Here is a 20,884-nt window from a genome sequence, read left to right on the forward strand (position 1 = left end):
CCATTTATCGCGGGCTTTTTTTTGTCTTTTTTCTGTCAAACAACCATGAATCAGAAGAGCTGATTAACGCGGGTTAAACCTTCCTCATATGTCACAGCTTCACCCGTTGCCACAAGACAACATGCCATTTGTGTTTTTAATGACTGCGGTACGGGTTCAACGCCTGCAACGCAACGTTCAATCCAGCGGGCGGTCAGTTCCGGGTCTTTCCCAGCAGGCAGCATCACTTCTTCGTCGCTGACTTCCGTCTGACGCTCACTCACTACGCGCGAGCCGAGGCTGTCGATAAGCGTAATCTGCGGGCAACGTTGCGGGTTGGCATACACTTCCCCTTCTGTACCGTGCATCAGCAAGCCACGGCCGCCAATATCGGCAAAGAATTTTGCTACTTTCGGGACATATTCAGGATGAGAAACGCTGGCAAGACGTAATGCGGCGTCTTCTTCAAAGGGTGTCGCGAGTTTGGCAAGTGTATGCGCGCTGTTACGTACACCCATACGCCAGCGCATCGCGAGTTGATCTTCCATCGGTGGGCAAAGCGCACTGACAGGAATATAAACCGGGTGATGTAAATCCAGTTTGGCTTGCGCCTGACCCGCATGTAACGTTGGTTCAATGCCCATCAGTGTAAAAATGGTTTCTGTTAATACACGAGTTGGATCGTGGCTAACGCCGTGTACAACCACCGGAAATCCAAGGCGATTAAGCAAAATAGCCAGCAATGGCGTGAGGTTAGCTTGTTTGCGCGCACCATTGTAAGAAGGAATAACAATTGGCATCGGTTTGTTGGCAGGAGGCGTAAGTGAAATCATGTGGTGCTTCATCGCGTCATAGAAACCGAGCATTTCCGCCTCGCCTTCCCCTTTGATGCGCAATGCAATCAGCACTCCACCCAGCTCCAGTTCTGGTACTTCACCTCTGAGCATATGGGCATATAAGCCACGAGCGGTGTCAAAATCCAAATCGCGTGCGTGGTTTTTACCGCGCCCGACTTCTTTAATGATCTTACGGTAATCCACTCAGAGTCTCCTTTCTATTTCTTGCTCACACGTTTGCGCCGCACCGTCTTTTTCGGCGTTGTATCAATCAGTTTAGCTGCTGGCGCCTCGGGTTGACTGATCGGAAACACCGGTAACGCACCCAGTAAACGTTGACCATAATTTTTGGTCAACAGGCGGCGGTCATAAATCACTACCTCACCATAACAGCCATGGCTACGAATTAAACGCCCAACTTGTTGGATAAGATTAAATGAAGCACTTGGTAAACTCTGTACTTCAAAAGGATAGCGTTTCAGGGTTTTTAACCATTCCCCCTCAGTCAGCACCACTGGGCTGTCGATAGGTGGGAAAGCGATTTTATGGATGTGTACCTGACTGAGTAAATCACCCTTTAAATCAAGCCCTTCAGCGAAGGATTGTAAACCAACCAGCACGCTGGTTTCGCCCTGTTCAACACGTTTACGATGCAGTTCCACCAGCCTGTAACGTGGCATATCCCCTTGCACCAGTAATGTGAGACGCAAATCGGTGACATGCGTCAGGAACACCTGCATCGCGCGGTTGCTGGCAAACAGCACCAGCATGCCTTTATGTTCACCTTTCGCCAGCTCAGCACGGAAGAACGCCGCCATTTCAGCCAGATGTTGAGCTTCGTTTTCCATCGTTGGCTCAACGGTTAACTGCGGGATAACCAGCTTGCCCTGCTCGACATGGTTAAATGGGGAATCCAGCGCAATAAACCGATCGCCCGCATCTTCATCCAGCCCGCTCATCTCTTGCAGTCGGTCGAATTTATTGAGCGAACGCAACGTTGCAGAGGTCACAATCACATGTGGAACGTTGCGCCAGACCAGTTTTTCTAACTGATCGCAAACACGAATGCCCACACAATGGAAATACAGATGTGGCTGCCCTTCGCGGATTTCACGCGTCACCCACTTCGACACCGGCGCTCCCGATGCCTTTTCCATTGCCGAAAGCCGCCACAATTTGCTCTGCGTTTCGAAATAGCCTAACGCCCGGTTCATGTGCAGCAGTGAACGGTGCAAACGCACAATATCGTGCGTACCGGTTTTTTCGCCAAGATCGTTAAGCAAGGCCTCTGACAGGCTGCGCAGCCCTTCCATCAGCTTCGCCAGTCGCTTACAAATCACCATAATTTCTTCGGGCAGCACGCCCATTTCAAAACGATGCTCAGCCTCTTTTTCGCCCGGCAACCACAATGAAACAATGCTGTTAAATGAGCTGAGCAGCTCAAAAATTTCGTCACAATGATTGGTCAAACGTTCTGGATTAGTCAGCGGCGGTGGACTTTTTGGGCGGAACTGCGCCATGCAGGTTTCGACCAATTTGGTGAAGAGATCGAACTGCAAACGGCTATAACCCGGCGTAACTTCGGCACTCATTTCCAGCGCGTCACGCGCCACATCCGGCAGATGGTGGCCTTCATCTAAAATCAGCAGCAGGTTTTTGGCTTCGGGCAGCACCGCATCACTTTCCATCGCGGCCATCACCAGTGCATGGTTGGCGACCACCACTTCGGCTTCGTCTATTTCACGGCGAGCCACAAAAAACGGGCATTCACGATACCAGTGGCAATTGCGCCCCAGGCAACTGGCCTTGTCAGTGCTTAGGCGCCGCCAGAGATCGTCTTCAATATTTTGCGAAGTGTGGTCACGCAACCCGTCCCATTTATAGGCATCAAGGTCGGTTTTCAGTTTTACGCAACGCTGCTGTTCGTCTTTGCTGGTCGGTGCCATCTCGTCCTCGAGAAAAGCCAGCAAATCGCCCTGTGAGGCGTTGTCTGTCGCCAAAGCGGCAAGGTTGCGCGGGCAAACGTAACGCCCACGGCCAAACGCGGCGGTAAATTTCAGATCGGGAATGATTTTGCGCAGCAGCGGCAAATCTTTGCTGAATATTTGATCCTGAAGGGCAACGTTTGCCGTACTGACCACCAGGGTTTTTTGCTCGCCGCGCGCAATAGCGATACCGGGGATCAGGTATGAAAGCGTTTTCCCCACGCCGGTGGGAGCCTCGATCGCCAGATGTCGCCCCGCTTCACCCGCAAGCGTTTTTGCCACTTCGGCAATCATTTGCCGTTGCGGTGGGCGCGGAATGAAGTCTGGGATCTGCTGTTGTAGCGCCTTATACCAGGCGGCGATTTGCTCTTTTTGAGCGGAGGACAAGGCCATAAAAACCACTTCTACTGTATAAACAGCCACTATTGTCCCACTTTTTACCGTGAGGCTGTATTGTTTTTTCTAAGCCCTCTTACCGCTTGCCTTGACTCATGACAAGGCGGCCTGTAGCCGCTCTTCTCTATAATCGAGCCCGTTTATCCTCCACTGGTATCAAAAAATGGATTATCAACTTAATTTAGACTGGCCTGAGTTCTTAGAGAAATACTGGCAAAAAAAGCCGGTCATCTTAAAAAATGCGTTTCCTGATTTTGTCGATCCGATTACCCCGGATGAATTAGCCGGTCTTGCGATGGAAGCAGAGGTGGATAGCCGACTGGTTAGCCATACCAATGGTCAATGGCAGGCAGCCAACGGTCCTTTCGAGAATTTTGACAATCTCGGTGATACCGGTTGGTCATTACTGGCGCAAGCCGTGAACCACTGGCATGCGCCTTCTGCTGAACTGGTGCGCCCATTCCGCGTATTGCCAGACTGGCGTTTAGACGACCTGATGATCTCTTTCTCCGTACCTGGTGGCGGTGTTGGTCCACATATCGATCAGTACGATGTGTTTATTATTCAGGGCATGGGTAGCCGTCGCTGGCGCGTGGGTGACAAACTGCCAATGCGCCAGTTCTGCCCACATCCCGCGTTGCTGCACGTTGATCCGTTCGAGCCAATCATTGATCAAGACCTGGAACGTGGAGACATTCTGTACATTCCACCGGGCTTCCCACACGATGGCTTCACTCACGAAACTGCACTCAACTATTCCGTTGGTTTCCGTGGTCCAAATGGCCGTGATTTGATCAGCAGCTTTGCTGATTACGCGTTGGAAAACGATCTGGGTGGCGACCACTATAGCGATCCTGACTTAACCGTCCGCGAACATCCTGGCAAAGTTGAAGGCTACGAGCTTAATCGCCTGCGTGACATGATGATGGAAGTCATCAGCCAGCCTGAAGATTTCAAACAGTGGTTCGGCCGCTTTGTTACCACACCGCGCCACGAACTGGATGTTGCTCCAGCAGAGCCGCCATATCAGCAAGATGAAATCCTTGATGCGTTACTGGGCGGTGAAAGCCTGACACGTCTGAGCGGTTTACGAGTGCTGAATGTTGACGGTGAGTTCTTCGTGAATAGCGAAGCAATGGAAGCACCTGTTCCGGCAGCAGCGGACGCATTGTGCCGTTACACCACCCTTGGTCAAACAGAGCTGGGCGATGCGTTAGAGAACCCGGAATTTGTTAACGTATTGACTGAGCTGGTTAATCAGGGCTACTGGTATTTCGACGACTAAATAATCCTGCAAACCTGGGTCCACTGACTACAGTTATACGGGGGCTTCCCGGGCAGACAGTGGATTTAACATGGCGCTTTATACCATCGGTGAAGTGGCTGTGCTTTGCGATATTAACCCCGTGACATTGCGTGCCTGGCAACGACGTTACGGGTTATTAAAACCTCAGCGCACGGATGGCGGGCATCGCTTGTTTGATGATGACGACATCGAACGTATCCGTGAAATCAAACGCTGGATTGAAAATGGCGTTCAGGTCGGCAAGGTGAAAGCCTTATTGGGCGGCGAGCGCCAGGATCTGGAAAGTGGTTGGCGTGAGCGCCAGGAACTGCTGCTCCACCATTTGCAAAGCGGCAGCCCGAACCGATTGCGTACCTGGATGGCTGACATTGGCCGTGATTACCCCGCAGAAACCCTCGTCCACCAGCTTTACACTCCCCTTCGTCGCCGCCTGCAATGCCATCAAGTCACATTGAATACCTTACTTAGCCTACTGGATGGCGCACTGATCAACTACATTGCACTATGCCTTGCCTCAGCGCGCAAACGCAGCGGAAAAGATGCGTTACTTGTAGGTTGGGACACGCCCGATACCACACGCTTGTGGATGGCTGCGTGGATGGCAATCCAGCAGGGCTGGCGGATTGATGTGCTGGCGCACCCGCTACATCAACTGCGACCTGAGCTTTTTGCTCAACAGACATTGCTAGTGTGGTGTGGTGATACGCCGACCACCAATCAGCTCGACCAACTGGAGCTTTGGCGCTGTGCAGGAATGCAAATTTTCCCACTCATGAGCAACGGGCAGTCGACTGAACGCGCATAAGGCAAAGTTAATAGTTCATTAACAAGCCCGCTTCATCTTATAATCGCCTGCGTAACGTATGGAGCGGACATAAAGATGAAACTAAGTAAAATAGCCTTGGTAGGCGGCATGCTGGTAATGGCTATCGGCGGAATTGGCGGCGTGATGCTGATGGGTTATATCGTCATTCTTCATAACGCGTGATGTAGCGCAAAAGACGCTCAAACAGGCGGTCAATAACAATTGCCGCCATCGCGACCAGCAGAGCCCCCTGAATCACATAAGCGGTGTTAAAACCGCTCAAGCCAATGATTATCGGCGAGCCCAACGTGCTGGCCCCCACGGTGGATGCAATCGCCGCAGTACCAATATTAATAATCACCGAAGTGCGGATCCCTGCCAGAATCACCGGCGCTGCCAGTGGCAACTCAACTTTTCGCAGCATCTGCCAGCGGCTCATTCCGGCCCCCAGCGCAATCTCTTTTGTCGCGTCCGGCACCGTCCCCATTCCGGCGAGTGTCCCCTGTAAAATCGGCAGCAAACCGTAAATCACCAGCGCGATAATCGCGGGCTTCGGGCCAAACCCCATCACCGGTACCGCAATGGCCAGTACCGCTACCGGCGGGAATGTTTGCCCGGCGGCGGCGATAGTTTCGACCAACGAGCGAAATTCCAGGCCCGCCGGGCGTGTGACAGCAATCCCCAGCCCCATACCAATCACCACCGCCACCAGGCTTGAAATACCCACCAGCATGAAGTGTTTTAGTGCCAGGGCGATAAAACTGTCTTGCTGGTAGAGCGGCCTTTCCAGCTCCGGAAACAACCAGCTAAACAAGGGGCTGCTGTAAGGCATCACCACCAGAAGTGCGATGAAAAACGCAATCAGCCACAACAGAGGGTCACGAATCAAGCGCATTTTCACCCCGAACTAAATCGCTGAAATGCAAAACGCCGCACAGTTCGCCCTGCTGATTAACTACCGGCAACTGCTGGCACTGGCGATCAACAAACAGCGATAACGCCTCGCGCAAACTTAACATTTCGCTTATCGGCTCACCCGCTAAGCGTTCATGTGAACGCACGCGATCGGCGACGTGGCGGAGTGACAACAACCGCACGCCCAGTTCGCTACGACCAAAGAAATCACGTACAAAGTCTGTCGCTGGGTGAGTTAGCAACTCCAGCGGTGTACCTTGTTGAATCACCTTTCCCCCGTCCATTAGCACAATGCGGTCAGCCAGCGTCAGTGCCTCGTCGATATCGTGCGTCACCAGCACAATGGTGCGGCCAAGCAACTGGTGGATGCGGATGATTTCTTGCTGAAGCGCCCCGCGCGTGACCGGGTCCAGCGCACCAAATGGCTCATCCATCAGCAACACTTCCGGATCGGCGGCCAGTGCACGTGCCACGCCAACACGCTGCTGTTGCCCACCGGAAAGCTGATGCGGGTAGCGGTCACGGAATTGCGCGGCATCAAGACCAAGCAGATCCAGCAATTCGTCGATACGCGCATTGATTCGCGCTTTCGGCCATTTCAGCAGTTGCGGAACGGTGGCGATATTCTGCGCCACGCTCCAGTGGGGAAACAGGCCGATGGACTGAATCGCGTACCCCATGCGGCGGCGCAACGCTTTGGCGTCAAAATTACGTATCTCTTCGCCGGCAAAGCGGATACGCCCGCTATCATGTTCCACCAGGCGGTTAATCATTTTCAGCGTGGTGGATTTACCGGAACCGGAAGTACCAATCAGCACCGTAAATTCACCCTCTTTGATGTTCAGCGATAAATCCTTAACCGCCGCCGCCCCCTGAAAGGATTTGCTGACATTTTCAAATTCGATCATGGCTGTTTTTCCTCAAGCAATGAGATAAACAGTTTAAAAAATGCATCCAGAATCACCGCCAGGGCGATCACCGGGATCACGCCGAGCAACACCAGATCCAGCGCGCTGCTGAGTAGCCCCTGGAAGATAATCGCACCGAAACCTCCGGCGCCAATGAGCGCGGCAATCACCGTCATACCAATGGTCTGAACACAAACCACGCGCAGGCTGCGCAGCAAAACCGGCAACGCCAGCGGCACTTCGGCCTGCCAGAAAATCTGCCATCGTGACATGCCCATACCTTCGGCACTTTCAATGATATTGCGCGGGACATGCTGCAAACCTGCGACGACACCGCGCACCAGCGGCAGCAGTGCATACAGCACCAGCGCGATGATCGCCGGAGCCACACCAATTCCGCTTACGCCCATTGAGCCTAACCACGGTAAAAACTTCACCAGTCCCGCAAGTGGTGCAATCAACAGGCCAAACAACGCCACTGACGGCACCGTCTGAATAATGTTGAGTACCGAAAATACCGAAGACTGCCAGCCAGGGCGGGTATAACAAAACACCCCCAGCGGCACGCCAATCACTAACGCAGGGAACAAGGTACCGAGCAACAAAGCCAGATGGCGCGTGAGTGCATCATCAAAAACATCCTGGCGGTTGGCGTACTCTTTGAGCAGTGAAAGGTCGGAAAAATAACCACTCCAGAGCAGCGCGACGGGCACAATCCAGATCTGTAGATTCAGCAATAAACGCCAGAGCGCTTTGGGCGTCAGGCGGTTGATGGCATCTGCGCACAACAACAGACATAAGGTCAGCGACAGCCATGACCCGCTGCCCGGCGATGTTCGCGCAAGCGTGCTTCCCTGCTGCGCAAATTGCGTCGCCGTCAGCCCCATCACCCACAGAATGGTGATAAACAGCAGTTCACCGATAATGAGCGTGATAAACAGTGGAAATGAGCGGCAAGGCAGTAGCACCAGGAAAGCCAGTATCAACACCGGAAGGGTAAGCAGGAGCCCAGCGTGTGCGGGGAGTTGGCTAAGCGCGACAGGCTCCCCGGAAACCAGGCGGTTGGGTGCAAAGTTGATAAACGGCAAAGCCGCGCCTGCCACCACCAGCAATATCACCAGAAGCAGCAGGACGCGATTATGAATTTTGAGCAAACAGACATCCTGTTGTTTTTATCGTGGTAGGAAAGCATTACGCGTGTCCGACCGGGGTTAAAGCCATTCCAGGGTGGATAGGCACCAGCCCATCCACCAGTCGTTCAGTAACCTACTTCACAAAGCCTTTTTGTTTCAGGTAATCAGCAGCCACTTTTTTGGCATCCAGCCCTTCCACCGCAATGCTGGCGTTAAGCTGTTGCAGTGTTTTCTCATCAAGTGATGCAAACACCGGTTTAAGCCATTCGTCCATCTGCGGATAAGCCTTTAGCACTGCTTCACGCACAACAGGCGTTGGCGCATAAATTGGCTGCACACCTTTCGGATCGCTCAGCGTTTGCAAGCCAAGTGCTGCCACCGGGCCATCCGTTCCGTAAGCCATTGCCGCATTCACGCCTGAGGTTTGCTGCGCCGCAGCTTTTATGGTCACAGCCGTGTCGCCGCCAGCCAGCGAGAGCAGTTGCGGTTGTTCAAGTTTAAAGCCATAGGCTTTTTCGAACGCAGGTAGCGCGTCAGAGCGTTCGATAAATTCAGCGGAAGCAGCAAGCTTAAACTCACCGCCTTTTTTCAGGTACGCGCTGAGATCATCAAGCGAGGTGAGTTTGTTTTTCTCAGCCAAATCTTTGCGCACCGCGATGGTCCAGGTGTTGTTTGCCGGAGCAGGTGTCAGCCACACGAGATGATTTTTTTCAGCGTCGAGTTTTTTAACTTTCTCATAGCCCTGTTGCGCATTTTTCCATGCAGCATCTTTTTCATCTTTAAAGAAAAATGCCCCGTTACCGGTGTATTCCGGGTAAATATCCAGTTCGCCCGCCGTAATCGCGCCACGCACGACCGGGGTGGTGCCTAACTGCACTTTATTGACCGTTTTGACACCGTGGCTGTCCAGTACCTGCAAAATGATATTGCCGAGCAGTGAGCCTTCGGTATCAATTTTTGAACCTACTTTCACCGGCTCCGCAGCTTGTGTCCCTGCGGCCAGTAAGACTAACCCCGCCATACCCCAACGCGCTGATACGTTCATCGTGCTTCCTCACTGTTTTTCTTTGCTTAAAAATCATGAACTCGCAAAAGTTTAGACGAGAATTGACAGGTTGGTGAGGGATGAGGTGCAGAATAAGAAAAGAGCCGGAAAACCGGCTCTTGATGGGGGGTGTTATAGCCATTACCCAAAATAGTTGGAGTTGCGGCAAGTCCATAAGTCCCCAGGAGCATAGATAACTATGTGACTGGGGCGAATGGGCGCAGCCAACGCAGGTGCAGCTTCAAATATGAAGGGTAATTACTTGAGTTCAAACTCGCTCTGTTTCACACGGGCAGAATCCAGACCGATAAACACATTAAACTTGCCACGCTCGGCAACATGTTTCATCTGCGCGTTCCAGAACTTCAGCGCTTCAACATCAATCGGGAAGCTTACAGTCTGCGTTTCACCAGGTTTGAGTGAAACTTTCTTAAAGCCTTTCAGCTCTTTAACCGGGCGGCTCATCGATGCGGTGACGTCCTGCAAATACATCTGTACGACAGTTTCACCTTCACGATCACCGGTGTTTTTCACTTCGACAGAAGCTTCGACTTTGCCATCCGCTTTCATTGATGGTGCAGACATTTTCACATCAGACACGCTGAAAGTGGTGTAGCTCAGGCCATAACCGAATGGGAACAGCGGGCCGTTCGCTTCATCAAAGTAGCGAGATGTATATTTGTTTGGTTTTTCCGGATTGTACGGACGCCCTGTATTCAGGTGGCTGTAATAGGTTGGGATCTGCCCGACAGAACGTGGGAAGGACATCGGCAATTTGCCTGACGGGTTGTAATCGCCAAACAGGATATCGGCCACCGCGTTCCCGCCTTCAGTGCCGCTATACCAGGCTTCCAGCAGCGCATCAGCCTGTTGATTTTCTTTCACCAATGCCAGAGGGCGGCCGTTCATCAACACCAGCACCAGCGGTTTACCGGTCGCTTTCAACGCGGCAATTAAATCACGCTGGCTTTGTGGCAGCACCAGATCGGTACGGCTAGAGGCTTCGTGCGCCATCCCCTGAGCCTCACCAACAACAGCTACAACAACATCAGCAGATTTCGCAGTATTAACCGCTTCATCGATCATCGCCTGTGCAGAACGGGTATCAACCGTAACGGCTGGTTCGTACTGGTTCAGGAAATCAACAATGCCTTTTTCATCAGTGACGTTAGCGCCTTTGGCAACCACGATTTTGGCTTTGTCACCCACGGCACTTTTGATGCCCTGAAGTACTGTGATGGTTTGATCGGCAACACCAGCAGCTGACCAACTCCCCATCATGTCACGTTTGCTGTCAGCCAACGGGCCAACCACGGCAATGGTGCCGGATTTTTTCAGTGGCAATACGTCCAGACGGTTTTTCAGCAACACCATGCTTTCACGTGCAACTTCGCGAGCATCTTTACGGTGCAGGCGGCTTTCAGCGTTGGTGTCTTCAGGGTCAGATTCTTTCGGCCCTAAGTGGCTGTATGGGTCATTAAACAAGCCCATATCATATTTCACGTTAAGCACATGGCGCGTGGCATCATCAAGTTCAGCCATTGGCACATCACCGCTTTTCACCAGCTCCGGCAAGTACTTGCTGTAGTACTCATCGCTCATACTCATGTTGATGCCGGAATTCAATGCTATGCGCACTGCGTCTTTCGGATCGCTCGCCACACCGTGTTTAATCAGCTCTTTAATGGCACCGTGGTCTGAAATGGTAATGCCTTTAAATTTCCACTCATCGCGCAACAAATCTTTCAGCAGCCATGAGTCGGAAGAGGCCGGAGTGCCGTTAAGGGAATTGAGCGCCACCATCACACCACCACTGCCAGCATCCAGTGCGGCTTTGTATGGCGGCATATAATCGTTGAACAGTCGCTGCGGGCTCATATCAACGGTGTTGTACTCTTTGCCGCCTTCAACTGCGCCATAGGCCGCGAAGTGTTTCACACTGGTCATGACCGAATAACGGTCTGCCGGGCTTTTGCCCTGCATCGCTTCAACCATGGTGCGACCCATGATGGAAGTCAGGTAAGTATCTTCACCAAAACCTTCGGAGACACGGCCCCAGCGTGGGTCACGAGACACATCCACCATTGGTGCCCATGTCATGTTCAGGCCATCATCTGCAGCTTCATAAGCAGAGACGCGGCCCACCGTTTTCACGGCATCCAGATTGAAAGAAGAAGCTAAACCGAGGCTGATTGGGAACACAGTACGTTGGCCGTGAACCACATCGTAAGCAAAGAATAATGGGATTTTCAGGCGGCTAAGATCCATCACCTGGTCTTGCATGCTGCGGATGTCATGACGAGTCACGGTATTGAAAATCGCCCCGACCTGCCCATCTTTGATCATCTCGCGAATGGCTTCTTTCGGGTTATCTGGCCCAACGCTGATTAACCGCAACTGGCCGATTTTCTCGTCGGTGGTCATTTTCTTCAGCAAATCAGTGACGAATGCGTCACGCGCCTCAGGTGTTAACGGGTGTGGACCAAACATTTCGTTAGCCAGCGCGGGTTGCAGCGCAAGGCTAACTGCAATACTTACAGAACAGAGCCATTTCATCGACATTACTCTCTTGCTCAAGCCGCCACAGAGGGCCGCACGAAGTGATAAGACGAGCAGTGTGCCACAAGGTTACTGCTGTAAGAAGTGTCGCTTCGGTGTTATGTGCTGATTTTTCGAACCTTTAAGACGATTCATTATCGATTTGCAAGCTATGCTTGTAGTCGTCAATATTTTCCCAAGGAGCGGATAAATGTCTAACCCTACGCCATCCCAAAAACAAACATTTATAAATGAGCTGAACCGTCTGGTGGGCAGCCAACATGTATTAACCGATGCGGCAAAAACGGCACGTTATCGTAAGGGTTTTCGTTCAGGCCAGGGCGATGCGCTGGCAGTAGTGTTCCCCGGAACACTGCTTGAGTTATGGCGTGTTCTAAGCATTTGCGTCAGTACCGATAAAATTATTCTGATGCAGGCCGCCAATACTGGCCTGACCGAAGGCTCAACGCCGAACGGCAACGATTACGACCGCGAAATTGTCATTATCAGCACGTTGCGCCTGGATAAATTGCAGCTGTTAGATGGCGGAAAGCAGGTGCTGGCCTTCCCTGGAAGTACGCTCTATCAACTAGAAAAAGCCCTAAAACCATTAGGTCGTGAGCCCCATTCAGTGATTGGTTCATCGTGCATTGGCGCGTCGGTAATTGGCGGGATTTGTAATAACTCCGGTGGTTCACTGGTCAAACGTGGCCCGGCATATACCGAGATGGCGCTATATGCCCGTATTGATGAACAAGGAAAATTAACGCTGGTCAACCATCTGGGTATCGATTTGGGTGTGACGCCTGAACAAATCCTTGGCAAGCTCGATGATGAGCGCGTCAAACCTGAAAATGTGCTCCATGACCAACGCCAGGCCTCTGATAAGGATTATGCCGAGCGTGTACGTGATGTAGACGCTGATACCCCATCGCGCTTTAACGCCGACCCAAGCCGCCTGTTTGAAGCCTCTGGCTGCGCCGGAAAGCTCGCGGTATTTGCTGTGCGCCTCGATACTTTTGTGGCAGAAAAACAAAACGAAGTGTTTTACATCGGCACCAATAAACCAGAAGTGCTGACTGAAATCCGGCGCCATATTCTGGCCAACTTTGAAAACCTGCCGGTGGCGGGTGAATACATGCATCGCGATATTTACGATATTGCCGAAGTGTATGGCAAAGACACCTTCATGATGATCGACAAACTCGGCACCGATAAAATGCCGCTGTTCTTCACCCTGAAAGGCCGCACCGATGCGTGGATTGAAAAAGTCCCGTTTATAAAACCCCACTTCACTGACCGCGTATTGCAACGCCTGAGCGGCTGGAGCCCAAGCCACTTACCTCCACGTATGAAAGAGTGGCGCGGTAAATACGAACACCACCTGTTATTGAAAATGTCTGGGGAAGGCATTGCCGAGGCCCGTAACTGGCTGGAGAGCTATTTCGAGCAGGCTGAAGGTGGCTTTTTCGTCTGCACACCAACCGAAGGGGCGAAAGCCTTTTTACATCGTTTTGCAGCCGCCGGTGCCGCCGTGCGTTATCACGCAGTGCACGCCAATGAAGTGGAAGACATTCTGGCACTCGATATTGCCCTGCGTCGTAACGACCAGGATTGGTTTGAGCATCTACCGCCAGAAATCAGCAGCCAGATAAGCCACAGCCTCTATTACGGCCACTTTATGTGCCATGTTTTCCATCAGGATTACATTGTTAAGAAAGGGGTTGATGCTCATGCATTGAAGGAGCAGATGCTTGAGTTGCTGCGTACACGTGGTGCGCAATATCCGGCAGAACATAATGTCGGACATTTGTATGAAGCACCTGAAAGTTTAAAACAATTTTATAAGGCGAATGACCCGACCAACAGCATGAACCCAGGGATTGGCAAAACTACAAAGCACAAGTGGTGGGAAGAGCAGGCTTGTAGCCATACGCATCACCACGATCCCCATTAAGCGAAGCTGTCAACTGCCAGAACTCGCGCTGTTTTTCGCTTGTTTTTCGTACTAAATTAAAATACGAAAAGTGGTGTGACCTCATGCCACTTTGATTTTTTACGTAAAGGAGCGAGAAATGTCTGTCCTCGAAACAATGCCGTCCGCTCGGATACAGATTCGTGATGCCACTAACGATGATATCCCATCCATCACTGCTATTTATGAATGGCACGTCCTGCACGGTCGGGGATCTTTTGAGGAGTCTCCTCCAACATTCAGCCAAATGGAAGAACGTTTGCAAGCCATACGCAAGCAGGAACTTCCCTGGCTGGTGGCACTGTATAGCGGAATTGTGGTGGGTTATTGCTACGCAACTGCCTATCGCCCTCGTCCGGCGTATCGTTTCACAATTGAGGATTCGGTGTATATCGACGCCAGCATGACCGGGCAAGGTATTGGACGCGAACTCTTAAGCCATCTTATAGAGCGTTGTGAAAATGGGCCGTGGCGGCAAATGGTGGCGGTAATTGGCGATGGCGAGAACAATACCGGTTCATGTCGCCTGCACAGTCAACTCGGTTTCGAAGTGGTCGGTCAATTACGTAGTGTGGGGTTTAAGCTTGGCGGATGGCGGGATACGATAATTATGCAGCGTCCGCTCAATGCAGGAGACAGGACGCTGCCGAAATTCCCTTCATAGTTCAAGCTGCTACTGCGTTGGCTGCGTTCATTCGCCCAAATCACTTAGTTAACTAAGCTCATTGGGACTCTTTCACTTGCCGCCTCGCCGCAACTCGAACTATTTAGGGAATGATTTTAAATGCCTTAATCGTCGATCGCGTTGCCTTGAATACTGTTACTCGCCATCTGCGCAGCCTTTTGCTTTTTATACGCTAATGCCGAGCCTGGAACTGGGGTCACCTTGCCAGTTTCCAGGTAGGAACGCAGACGGTTTGCATCCGCAAAGTGGGTATATTTCCCAAACGCATCCAATACCACCAGCGCCACCGGGCGATTGTTAATCATGGTGCGCATCACTAAACAATGTCCGGCATTGTTGGTAAAGCCGGTTTTGGTCAGCTGGATATTCCATTTATTGTTATAAACCAAATGGTTGGTATTACGGAATGGCAGCGTGTATGGCGGATTGCTGAAAGTAGCCATATCTTCTTTAGTGGTGCTCAACTGGCCGAGCATCGGATATTGCTTCGAGGCAATCAGCAGCTTAGACAAGTCACGTGCCGTAGAGACGTTGTGAATCGAAAGCCCGGTCGGCTCAACATAACGTGTATGTGTCATGCCAAGAGATTTCGCTTTAGCATTCATGGCGCGAATAAATGCGTTATAGCCACCAGGATAATGGTGTGCCAGGCTCGCTGCCGCACGGTTTTCTGAAGACATTAATGCCAATAGCATCATGTCTTTACGGTCGATTTTACTATTCAGGCGCACGCGGGAATAAATTCCTTTCATTTCCGGCGTTTGGCTAATATCGACACTCAGCATTTCATCCATCGGTAACTTCGCATCAAGCACTACCATCGCCGTCATCAATTTGGTAATTGAGGCAATCGGGCGTACCAGATCAGGATGGCTGGAATAGAGAACTTTATTAGTTTGCAGATCGACGATCATGGCACTGCCAGAGGCGATCTCTTGCCCGGCACTGACCTGTTGTACGGTGGTATTATTCGCAGCCTGGGAAGCGAATGGTACGGCAATCATCAGCGCAAGGCTGAGCAACGATAGACGGATTTTTGTCGGCATGGTGACACTTCTGTAATTATTCAAAAAAATAATGTGTCCTTCGAATCTCTTCACAGCGCGTATGAATAGATGAGGCGCCAGCATAATACGCTGACGCCCCTGAAAACTGCCACTATTGATTCGTAAACAAGTATCAAAATAGACGGTAGCCATAACCCCAAAGAATAACACTCAGGGCTAACAGTACCTCAAGCACCAGCACGCCAATGGCGAGTGTTGAGCTGGAAAAGCTCATCCCCTCTTCTTTGTTGATGCCAAGGAACTCAGGCACCCCTACATACAACAGGTATCCGGTATAAATAAGGGCTGCGGCCCCTACCAGCACGCACAACCACACCAATGGATACAATGCGACTAAGCCGCTGATAAACAGCGGAGTTGCTACGTAACCTGCAAACACCATGCAACGAGCAAGCGACGGACGATGCGGGTAGTTACGCGCCATCCACCAGATGACCCGCCCCATGACGGCCACACCAGCCAGCATCAGGGCATAAAACAGTACTCCTAGATAGAAGCCGTTAAACATCGTTAATTGAACGAAGGTACCATCACCAAAATTCCAGCCAATTTGGGTTGTGCCGATAAACGCACAGATAACCGGAATGGCCGCCATGATTAATACATGGTGAGTGTAGTGATGCGTTACCGTTTCGTTCTCGCGTTTTATGTCCTGCATTTCACGATTAGGATGGGAAAAAAGCCCCCAGACATGACTCATAACGCCTCCTGACATGTCAAAAAAATCGATTGAGCACAGTCAAAGTATAATGCACAGCGGCTTGATTGTTTTTTAATCATCTGAAAATATCTGCATGCTGCAAATAGCAAAATTTATGCCGCCACGTTGACGAAACGGCGAAAGAGTCATATTTAATTAACACCGCCCAATAATGCTTTATCAGGACAGCTCCCCAATGTAATTCCGTAACCAATAAGCCTGTATCTACACGATGACTTTGTCATTTCTCACCTCTGTTGAGAAATGTGCACTTATTGGATTATTACGGAAACAATCATGCTAAAAGCACTATACCAGGCCCTGGCTGACAAACCGTGGCTACTACTTCTTGGGTTCTCTTTTGTTGTTTCATCTATCGGAAATGGCATAACCTACATCGTCATTTTTAGCGAACTCATTCGCCTGGCGGCACCGACAACCTCACTAGCCCTCGCCTACGTTCTTTCTACCGTTCCTGGTTTAATTGGCAGCAAAATAGGCGAGCGCTACTGCCAAAGTGCAAACCCCTTCAAGATTCTGATAGTGGGGGAATGTTTGGGTATGCTAGGTCTTCTCGCGCCACTCAGCGCTGTAATGACGGGTTCTATTCCGCTGTTTCTCATTGCTCAGACCGCCTCAGCATTCACTATCGGGATGACATTCCCGGCAATCAGTAAGATTTTTAAAACGGGACTGACCGAGAAAGAACTGCCGGTTGCCACCACACTCGAAACCATCATTTTCGCCTGCTATGTGATTTTTGGCGTTTGCCTGGGTCTGTTGCTGCTAGGGCATATCAGCGTAATGTCACTGCTGGTTCTCGATGCTTCAAGCTTTGTCATCGCACTAATATTATTAAGATTGTCGCAGTCACGTTTCGCTAAAACCTTCATTAAAGTTTCCCCCTCACAAGCGCAGATTAATTGGCGAACATTGTCAGGCGTACAGCGGCGTGGGATTTTACTTTTACCCCTGCTGGCGTTAGCTGCAGCCCCTGCCATGGCACTGCTACCCGCACTGGTTCCACCAACATTTTCAGGTTCTGAAGCGCAAAGCATGGCACTGGCGTTACTTTTCGCCCGTAGTCTCGGGCAGTTAGCGGGCCCTTTAATCTTAAATCCTGAGAAATTTGAGAAAAACAGTAGCAGTAATGTGCTGATGGTCAGTTGTCTGTTCGCCTTTATCACCTGCTACGGTTTAGTCCCCTTTTCACCGTCAAAATATCTGGCGCTGGCGTTCATTTTTATGGCTCACCTGTTCTCAAACGTGGTGTTTTCATTGGCGATTTATACCATCCTGAAGAAGTTTGATGAGGTTCATATCTCGGCCGCAATGGCAAAAAGTTACCGGTTACAAATGATGGTAACGGCATTGGTTTCCATAGGTGCAGGTTACTGTGCGCAGTATTTTGGCGTGGTTTCTTCACTGTATTTATTCAGCGGAACGGGGTTTGTATTGATTGTTATGCTTTCTTTAGGCGAGCGTTGGCTAAAACAAAAGTCGGTAAATTTCCGACCTGAGCAGCAATAAGCAAGAAAGCACGCCGCCTGTCGTGGCGGTGTGCCTTATCAGGTGATGACATATTCCCCAGAATAAGCATTAGCGACAACGAAATAGCCGGAACATAAGTCACCGGCTGCACACAGATGTGGCGCAACAGCCGCTATACTGATGTTGTAAAAGAACAAGGAGTTAGATTCATCATTGTGGATATTAATAATCTGATTGAGCATTACGGCTATGCCGCACTGGTTGTGGGTAGCATGGCGGAAGGGGAAACAATTACGCTGCTAGGCGGTGTTGTAGCACACCAGGGGCTGCTCAAATTCCCGCTTGTGGTGCTGTCTGTCGCACTCGGCGGCATGATTGGCGACCAACTGCTATATCTGGTTGGCAGGCGTTTTGGTGGCTCAATTTCACAGCGTTTTAAAAAGCATCAGAAGAAAATCACTAAGGCGCAGAAGCTGATTAACCGCCACCCTTACTGGTTTGTGATAGGTTCGCGCTTTATGTACGGTTTTCGTGTGATTGGGCCGATTTTAATCGGAGCCAGCCGCCTTCCCCCGAAAATTTTCCTGCCTCTAAATATTGTTGGCGCATTAATTTGGGCAATGCTTTTCACCACGCTGGGTTACGTGGGCGGTGAAGTTGTTGGCCCATGGCTGCATAACCTGGACCAACATATTAAGCACTGGATTTGGCTGCTCGGCGTGGTCGCCTTAGTGTGGCTGGTGCGATTGTGGTTTAAACACCGCGAGAATAATCAGCAAGACTAAATTTTCGGTTTGAAATGCGGGTTGGCGAACATAAAACCACCGTCGACGATAAATGATTGCCCGGTGGTATAGCTGGCGCTTTCTGAACAAAGCCATGCAACCAGGCTGGCTATTTCCTCGGTATCCCCCGCTCTCCCTAGCGGGATTTCCGGGATTTTGCTCCCCGCGCCGTCACCTTCTTTCATGTCATTCATCGGCGTGGCGACGGCTCCAGGCGCCACGGCATTGACCAGAATTTTATGGTGCACCAGCTCCATAGCCATTGATTTAGTTAACCCACCCAACGCATGTTTTGCCGCCGTGTACGCGCAGGCTTCAGGAAGCGGCGTGTGCTCATGAACAGAGGTAATATTCACGATTCGCCCACCCTCACCTTGCGAAATCATCGCCCGTGCCACTTTTTGCGAGCAGAGAAATGCGCCGTCTACATCGACAGTAAAAAGCTTACGCCACTCTTCGAGAGTGACATCAAGGAAAGGATTTTTGCTCATCGCTCCCGCATTATTCACCAGCGCGTCGACACGTCCGAAGCGGCTAATCAGCTCATCAATACCTGCGGCTCCGTGTGGGAGGTTGGCTAAATCAAGCTGCACCGTTTCGGCTCGTCGCCCGAAACCTCTGACCTGGTCTGCCGTTTCTTGCGCGCCCTGTTCATCGGAATGCCAGGTAATACCCACGTCATAGCCCTGCTGCGCGAGAAGCAACGCGCATTTTTTGCCAATTCCTGAATCCGACGCCGTGACGATAACGACTTTATTAGCCCCAGACATCACCACCTCCAGACTACTTTTTGACCTGTACGTAATTATAGGAGGTGGAGAAAAATCTGTGTTCGTTACGCTTTTCCTGCTCGATAACCACCACCTAATGCAGAGACTAACTGCACATCAGCGTTCAGCCACTGGCCGTGGAGTTGAATGGCTTTAGCCTGCTCGGAGAGATCTGGAAGCAACGCGGCACTCATCTTCGCACCGGAAATAATACCGGCTTTATAACGAGCTTGAGCTAGCGTCTTGAGTTTTTGCGTGTCTTGCAAAACGGTAACCTGATGCTGGTTTTCAGCTGCAATAGCATTTAATTGGCTGGCTGCTTTCTCCACATCGTTTACCGCTCCAACAACAGCTTTGTTGTAGCTGGCAATCGACAAATTACTTTCCGCGCGCACAATATCGAGGTTGGCATTGAGACGGCCGCTGTCGAAGATTGGCAGCGTAAAGCCCCCTATCACGCCCATTTGCTGAGCGGAACCGCGGAACAAATCACTCAAGTGCAGAGCATCATTTTGCAAGAAGGCACTCAGGTTTACATCAGGGTAGAAAGCGGCTTTTGCTGCATCAACACTACTCAGTGAGGATTCGATGTACCAGTGCGCCTCCTGAAGATCTGGGCGACGTGCTAACAATTCATAACCCATGTGATCAGGTACCTGACTTTTCACGCTCGGCAACGATACACGTTTAATATTTGATGCGGCATGGGCATCACCGGTAATTGCGGCGAGCTGCGCTTTAGCCATGTTGAGACGCCCATCTATTTCATCAATCTGCTGCTGAGTTTTCACGAAATCGATATTGGGTTCTACGCCGTCCACCGATGAGTTAATCCCTTCGGCATACAGACTTGTTTCTACATCTACTATCTTCTTCTGCGCAGCAAGAGTTTGTTGTTTCACATCTTTTAATGCCAACAGGGTCTGCATATCCCAATACAAACGCACGACATTTGCCGAAATAACCTGTTTCGCCTGGGCCAGTTCCGCCTGTTTCGCCCTCATAACCCCCACTTTAGCTTCCACTTCCGAGCGGTTCTTACCCCACAAGTCCAGATCCCAACTGGCGGTCAACCCAAAGTTACCGTTGGTGTAGTACGGGCCTGTAGTACCCGCGGCGGGATCAGTCAGGGCAAATGGCCCCATCACCCCCTCCTGAGACATTTTCTGGCGCTCAATGTTGGCTGAGAAATCCATCTGCGGCCCGTCGCTTGCCTCCTGCATTTGCGTCTGAGCCTGGGCAAGTTTAATGCGCTGTTGCACCACGGCGAGGTCTGGTGAGTCTTTGAGTGAGCGTTCTACCAAACTGTCTATCTGGCTATCGTGGTAACCACGCCACCAATCGCTGCCCGGCCAGCCGTGAGCCAACTCAGGCGGAAGTTTAGTATCTAGCTGTTGTGGAGGAGTTTTTTGAGCGAGAGGTGCATCGTCATCATGCATTGGCGCGCAGCCAGACAAAACGAGCATTAACGCGACGCCAGTCGCCGCGAGAGGGAAACGTGAGGAAGTCATAATTAGCCACAGAGTAATAGAAAGGGCTCAGGTTACGTATTCCGGGAATGAAAA

18 protein-coding genes are annotated in these 20,884 nt (G+C 51.1%); 7 read left to right on the forward strand and 11 right to left on the reverse strand.

Features of this window, described 5'->3' with window-relative positions; all coding sequences use genetic code 11:
* Nucleotides 1-50 precede the first annotated feature (50 nt).
* Entirely contained in the window at nucleotides 51-1,019 is a 969-nt protein-coding gene (ybiB, locus tag AC0IXI_RS16770) for a DNA-binding protein YbiB (protein ID WP_471682808.1), read from the reverse strand.
* A gap of 14 nt (nucleotides 1,020-1,033) precedes the next feature.
* Nucleotides 1,034-3,193: an ATP-dependent DNA helicase DinG gene (dinG, locus tag AC0IXI_RS16775; RefSeq protein WP_471683243.1), complete on the reverse strand. Its 2,160-nt coding sequence runs from the start codon at nucleotides 3,191-3,193 to the stop codon at nucleotides 1,034-1,036.
* A 166-nt stretch (nucleotides 3,194-3,359) separates the two neighbouring features.
* Between dinG and AC0IXI_RS16780 the strand changes: the two genes are divergently transcribed.
* From AC0IXI_RS16780 to AC0IXI_RS16790, 3 genes are all read left to right on the forward strand, one after another.
* Nucleotides 3,360-4,481 (forward strand): ribosomal protein uL16 3-hydroxylase, encoded by a 1,122-nt coding sequence (locus AC0IXI_RS16780; protein WP_471682809.1) that lies wholly within the window; start codon nucleotides 3,360-3,362, stop codon nucleotides 4,479-4,481.
* A 70-nt stretch (nucleotides 4,482-4,551) separates the two neighbouring features.
* Nucleotides 4,552-5,307: a MerR family transcriptional regulator gene (locus AC0IXI_RS16785; RefSeq protein ID WP_134183630.1), complete on the forward strand. Its 756-nt coding sequence runs from the start codon at nucleotides 4,552-4,554 to the stop codon at nucleotides 5,305-5,307.
* A 75-nt stretch (nucleotides 5,308-5,382) separates the two neighbouring features.
* On the forward strand, nucleotides 5,383-5,490 hold the full coding sequence (locus tag AC0IXI_RS16790; RefSeq protein ID WP_034456488.1) for a membrane protein: 108 nt from the start codon (nucleotides 5,383-5,385) through the stop codon (nucleotides 5,488-5,490).
* Here the strand turns inward: AC0IXI_RS16790 and AC0IXI_RS16795 are convergent.
* The 5 genes from AC0IXI_RS16795 to bglX form a co-directional block, all read right to left on the reverse strand.
* On the reverse strand, nucleotides 5,471-6,202 hold the full coding sequence (locus tag AC0IXI_RS16795; RefSeq protein ID WP_064517317.1) for an ABC transporter permease: 732 nt from the start codon (nucleotides 6,200-6,202) through the stop codon (nucleotides 5,471-5,473). The genes AC0IXI_RS16790 and AC0IXI_RS16795 overlap by 20 nt on opposite strands.
* Complete coding sequence (locus AC0IXI_RS16800; protein ID WP_064517314.1) at nucleotides 6,186-7,130, reverse strand: ABC transporter ATP-binding protein; 945 nt, start codon at nucleotides 7,128-7,130, stop codon at nucleotides 6,186-6,188. Before AC0IXI_RS16800 ends, AC0IXI_RS16795 begins: the two co-directional genes overlap by 17 nt.
* Complete coding sequence (locus AC0IXI_RS16805) at nucleotides 7,127-8,284, reverse strand: ABC transporter permease (RefSeq protein ID WP_413497933.1); 1,158 nt, start codon at nucleotides 8,282-8,284, stop codon at nucleotides 7,127-7,129. The genes AC0IXI_RS16800 and AC0IXI_RS16805 overlap by 4 nt, the downstream gene beginning before the upstream one ends.
* Before the next feature lie 112 nt (nucleotides 8,285-8,396).
* Nucleotides 8,397-9,308 (reverse strand): glycine betaine ABC transporter substrate-binding protein OsmF, encoded by a 912-nt coding sequence (gene osmF / locus AC0IXI_RS16810; protein WP_064517307.1) that lies wholly within the window; start codon nucleotides 9,306-9,308, stop codon nucleotides 8,397-8,399.
* Between the two features lie 258 nt (nucleotides 9,309-9,566).
* Entirely contained in the window at nucleotides 9,567-11,864 is a 2,298-nt protein-coding gene (bglX, locus tag AC0IXI_RS16815) for a beta-glucosidase BglX (protein ID WP_471683244.1), read from the reverse strand.
* Between the two features lie 193 nt (nucleotides 11,865-12,057).
* On the opposite strand from bglX, the gene dld reads away from it, so the two are divergent.
* Together dld and AC0IXI_RS16825 are read left to right on the forward strand one after the other, a co-directional pair.
* The gene (gene dld, locus AC0IXI_RS16820; RefSeq protein WP_413497936.1) at nucleotides 12,058-13,803 is read left to right on the forward strand and encodes a D-lactate dehydrogenase; all 1,746 of its coding nucleotides are present in this window, start codon (nucleotides 12,058-12,060) and stop codon (nucleotides 13,801-13,803) included.
* A 118-nt stretch (nucleotides 13,804-13,921) separates the two neighbouring features.
* On the forward strand, nucleotides 13,922-14,485 hold the full coding sequence (locus tag AC0IXI_RS16825; protein ID WP_134183642.1) for a GNAT family N-acetyltransferase: 564 nt from the start codon (nucleotides 13,922-13,924) through the stop codon (nucleotides 14,483-14,485).
* Nucleotides 14,486-14,610: 125 nt separating this feature from the next.
* On the opposite strand, the gene pbpG is transcribed toward AC0IXI_RS16825, so the two are convergent.
* Nucleotides 14,611-15,552: a D-alanyl-D-alanine endopeptidase gene (pbpG, locus tag AC0IXI_RS16830; protein ID WP_134183644.1), complete on the reverse strand. Its 942-nt coding sequence runs from the start codon at nucleotides 15,550-15,552 to the stop codon at nucleotides 14,611-14,613.
* A gap of 133 nt (nucleotides 15,553-15,685) precedes the next feature.
* On the reverse strand, nucleotides 15,686-16,273 hold the full coding sequence (locus AC0IXI_RS16835) for a Yip1 family protein (protein ID WP_134183646.1): 588 nt from the start codon (nucleotides 16,271-16,273) through the stop codon (nucleotides 15,686-15,688).
* Between the two features lie 297 nt (nucleotides 16,274-16,570).
* On the opposite strand from AC0IXI_RS16835, the gene AC0IXI_RS16840 reads away from it, so the two are divergent.
* Nucleotides 16,571-17,803 carry an MFS transporter gene (locus AC0IXI_RS16840; protein WP_471682810.1) on the forward strand — a complete coding sequence of 411 codons (1,233 nt, stop codon included), beginning with the start codon at nucleotides 16,571-16,573 and terminating at the stop codon, nucleotides 17,801-17,803.
* 176 nt (nucleotides 17,804-17,979) lie between these two features.
* The gene (locus tag AC0IXI_RS16845) at nucleotides 17,980-18,549 is read left to right on the forward strand and encodes a DedA family protein (protein WP_471682811.1); all 570 of its coding nucleotides are present in this window, start codon (nucleotides 17,980-17,982) and stop codon (nucleotides 18,547-18,549) included.
* On the opposite strand, the gene AC0IXI_RS16850 is transcribed toward AC0IXI_RS16845, so the two are convergent.
* Nucleotides 18,546-19,319: an SDR family oxidoreductase gene (locus AC0IXI_RS16850; RefSeq protein ID WP_471682812.1), complete on the reverse strand. Its 774-nt coding sequence runs from the start codon at nucleotides 19,317-19,319 to the stop codon at nucleotides 18,546-18,548. The two genes, AC0IXI_RS16845 and AC0IXI_RS16850, sit on opposite strands and share 4 nt — an antisense overlap.
* Nucleotides 19,320-19,384: 65 nt before the next feature.
* Nucleotides 19,385-20,830: a multidrug resistance outer membrane protein MdtQ gene (mdtQ, locus tag AC0IXI_RS16855; RefSeq protein ID WP_413497940.1), complete on the reverse strand. Its 1,446-nt coding sequence runs from the start codon at nucleotides 20,828-20,830 to the stop codon at nucleotides 19,385-19,387.
* Nucleotides 20,831-20,884 lie beyond the last annotated feature (54 nt).

The sequence above is a fragment of the Buttiauxella sp. AC038 genome, assembly GCF_979253565.1.

Bases quoted from the DNA above. Each gene is read 5' to 3' on its own strand.
- dinG (WP_471683243.1), bottom strand. From the start codon at position 3,193: ATGGCCTTGTCCTCCGCTCAAAAAGAGCAAATCGCCGCCTGGTATAAG.
- AC0IXI_RS16780 (WP_471682809.1), top strand. From the start codon at position 3,360: ATGGATTATCAACTTAATTTAGACTGGCCTGAGTTCTTAGAGAAATAC.
- AC0IXI_RS16785 (WP_134183630.1), top strand. From the start codon at position 4,552: ATGGCGCTTTATACCATCGGTGAAGTGGCTGTGCTTTGCGATATTAAC.
- AC0IXI_RS16790 (WP_034456488.1), top strand. From the start codon at position 5,383: ATGAAACTAAGTAAAATAGCCTTGGTAGGCGGCATGCTGGTAATGGCT.
- AC0IXI_RS16795 (WP_064517317.1), bottom strand. From the start codon at position 6,202: ATGCGCTTGATTCGTGACCCTCTGTTGTGGCTGATTGCGTTTTTCATC.
- AC0IXI_RS16800 (WP_064517314.1), bottom strand. From the start codon at position 7,130: ATGATCGAATTTGAAAATGTCAGCAAATCCTTTCAGGGGGCGGCGGCG.
- osmF (WP_064517307.1), bottom strand. From the start codon at position 9,308: ATGAACGTATCAGCGCGTTGGGGTATGGCGGGGTTAGTCTTACTGGCC.
- bglX (WP_471683244.1), bottom strand. From the start codon at position 11,864: ATGAAATGGCTCTGTTCTGTAAGTATTGCAGTTAGCCTTGCGCTGCAA.
- dld (WP_413497936.1), top strand. From the start codon at position 12,058: ATGTCTAACCCTACGCCATCCCAAAAACAAACATTTATAAATGAGCTG.
- AC0IXI_RS16825 (WP_134183642.1), top strand. From the start codon at position 13,922: ATGTCTGTCCTCGAAACAATGCCGTCCGCTCGGATACAGATTCGTGAT.
- pbpG (WP_134183644.1), bottom strand. From the start codon at position 15,552: ATGCCGACAAAAATCCGTCTATCGTTGCTCAGCCTTGCGCTGATGATT.
- AC0IXI_RS16835 (WP_134183646.1), bottom strand. From the start codon at position 16,273: ATGAGTCATGTCTGGGGGCTTTTTTCCCATCCTAATCGTGAAATGCAG.
- AC0IXI_RS16840 (WP_471682810.1), top strand. From the start codon at position 16,571: ATGCTAAAAGCACTATACCAGGCCCTGGCTGACAAACCGTGGCTACTA.
- AC0IXI_RS16850 (WP_471682812.1), bottom strand. From the start codon at position 19,319: ATGTCTGGGGCTAATAAAGTCGTTATCGTCACGGCGTCGGATTCAGGA.
- mdtQ (WP_413497940.1), bottom strand. From the start codon at position 20,830: ATGACTTCCTCACGTTTCCCTCTCGCGGCGACTGGCGTCGCGTTAATG.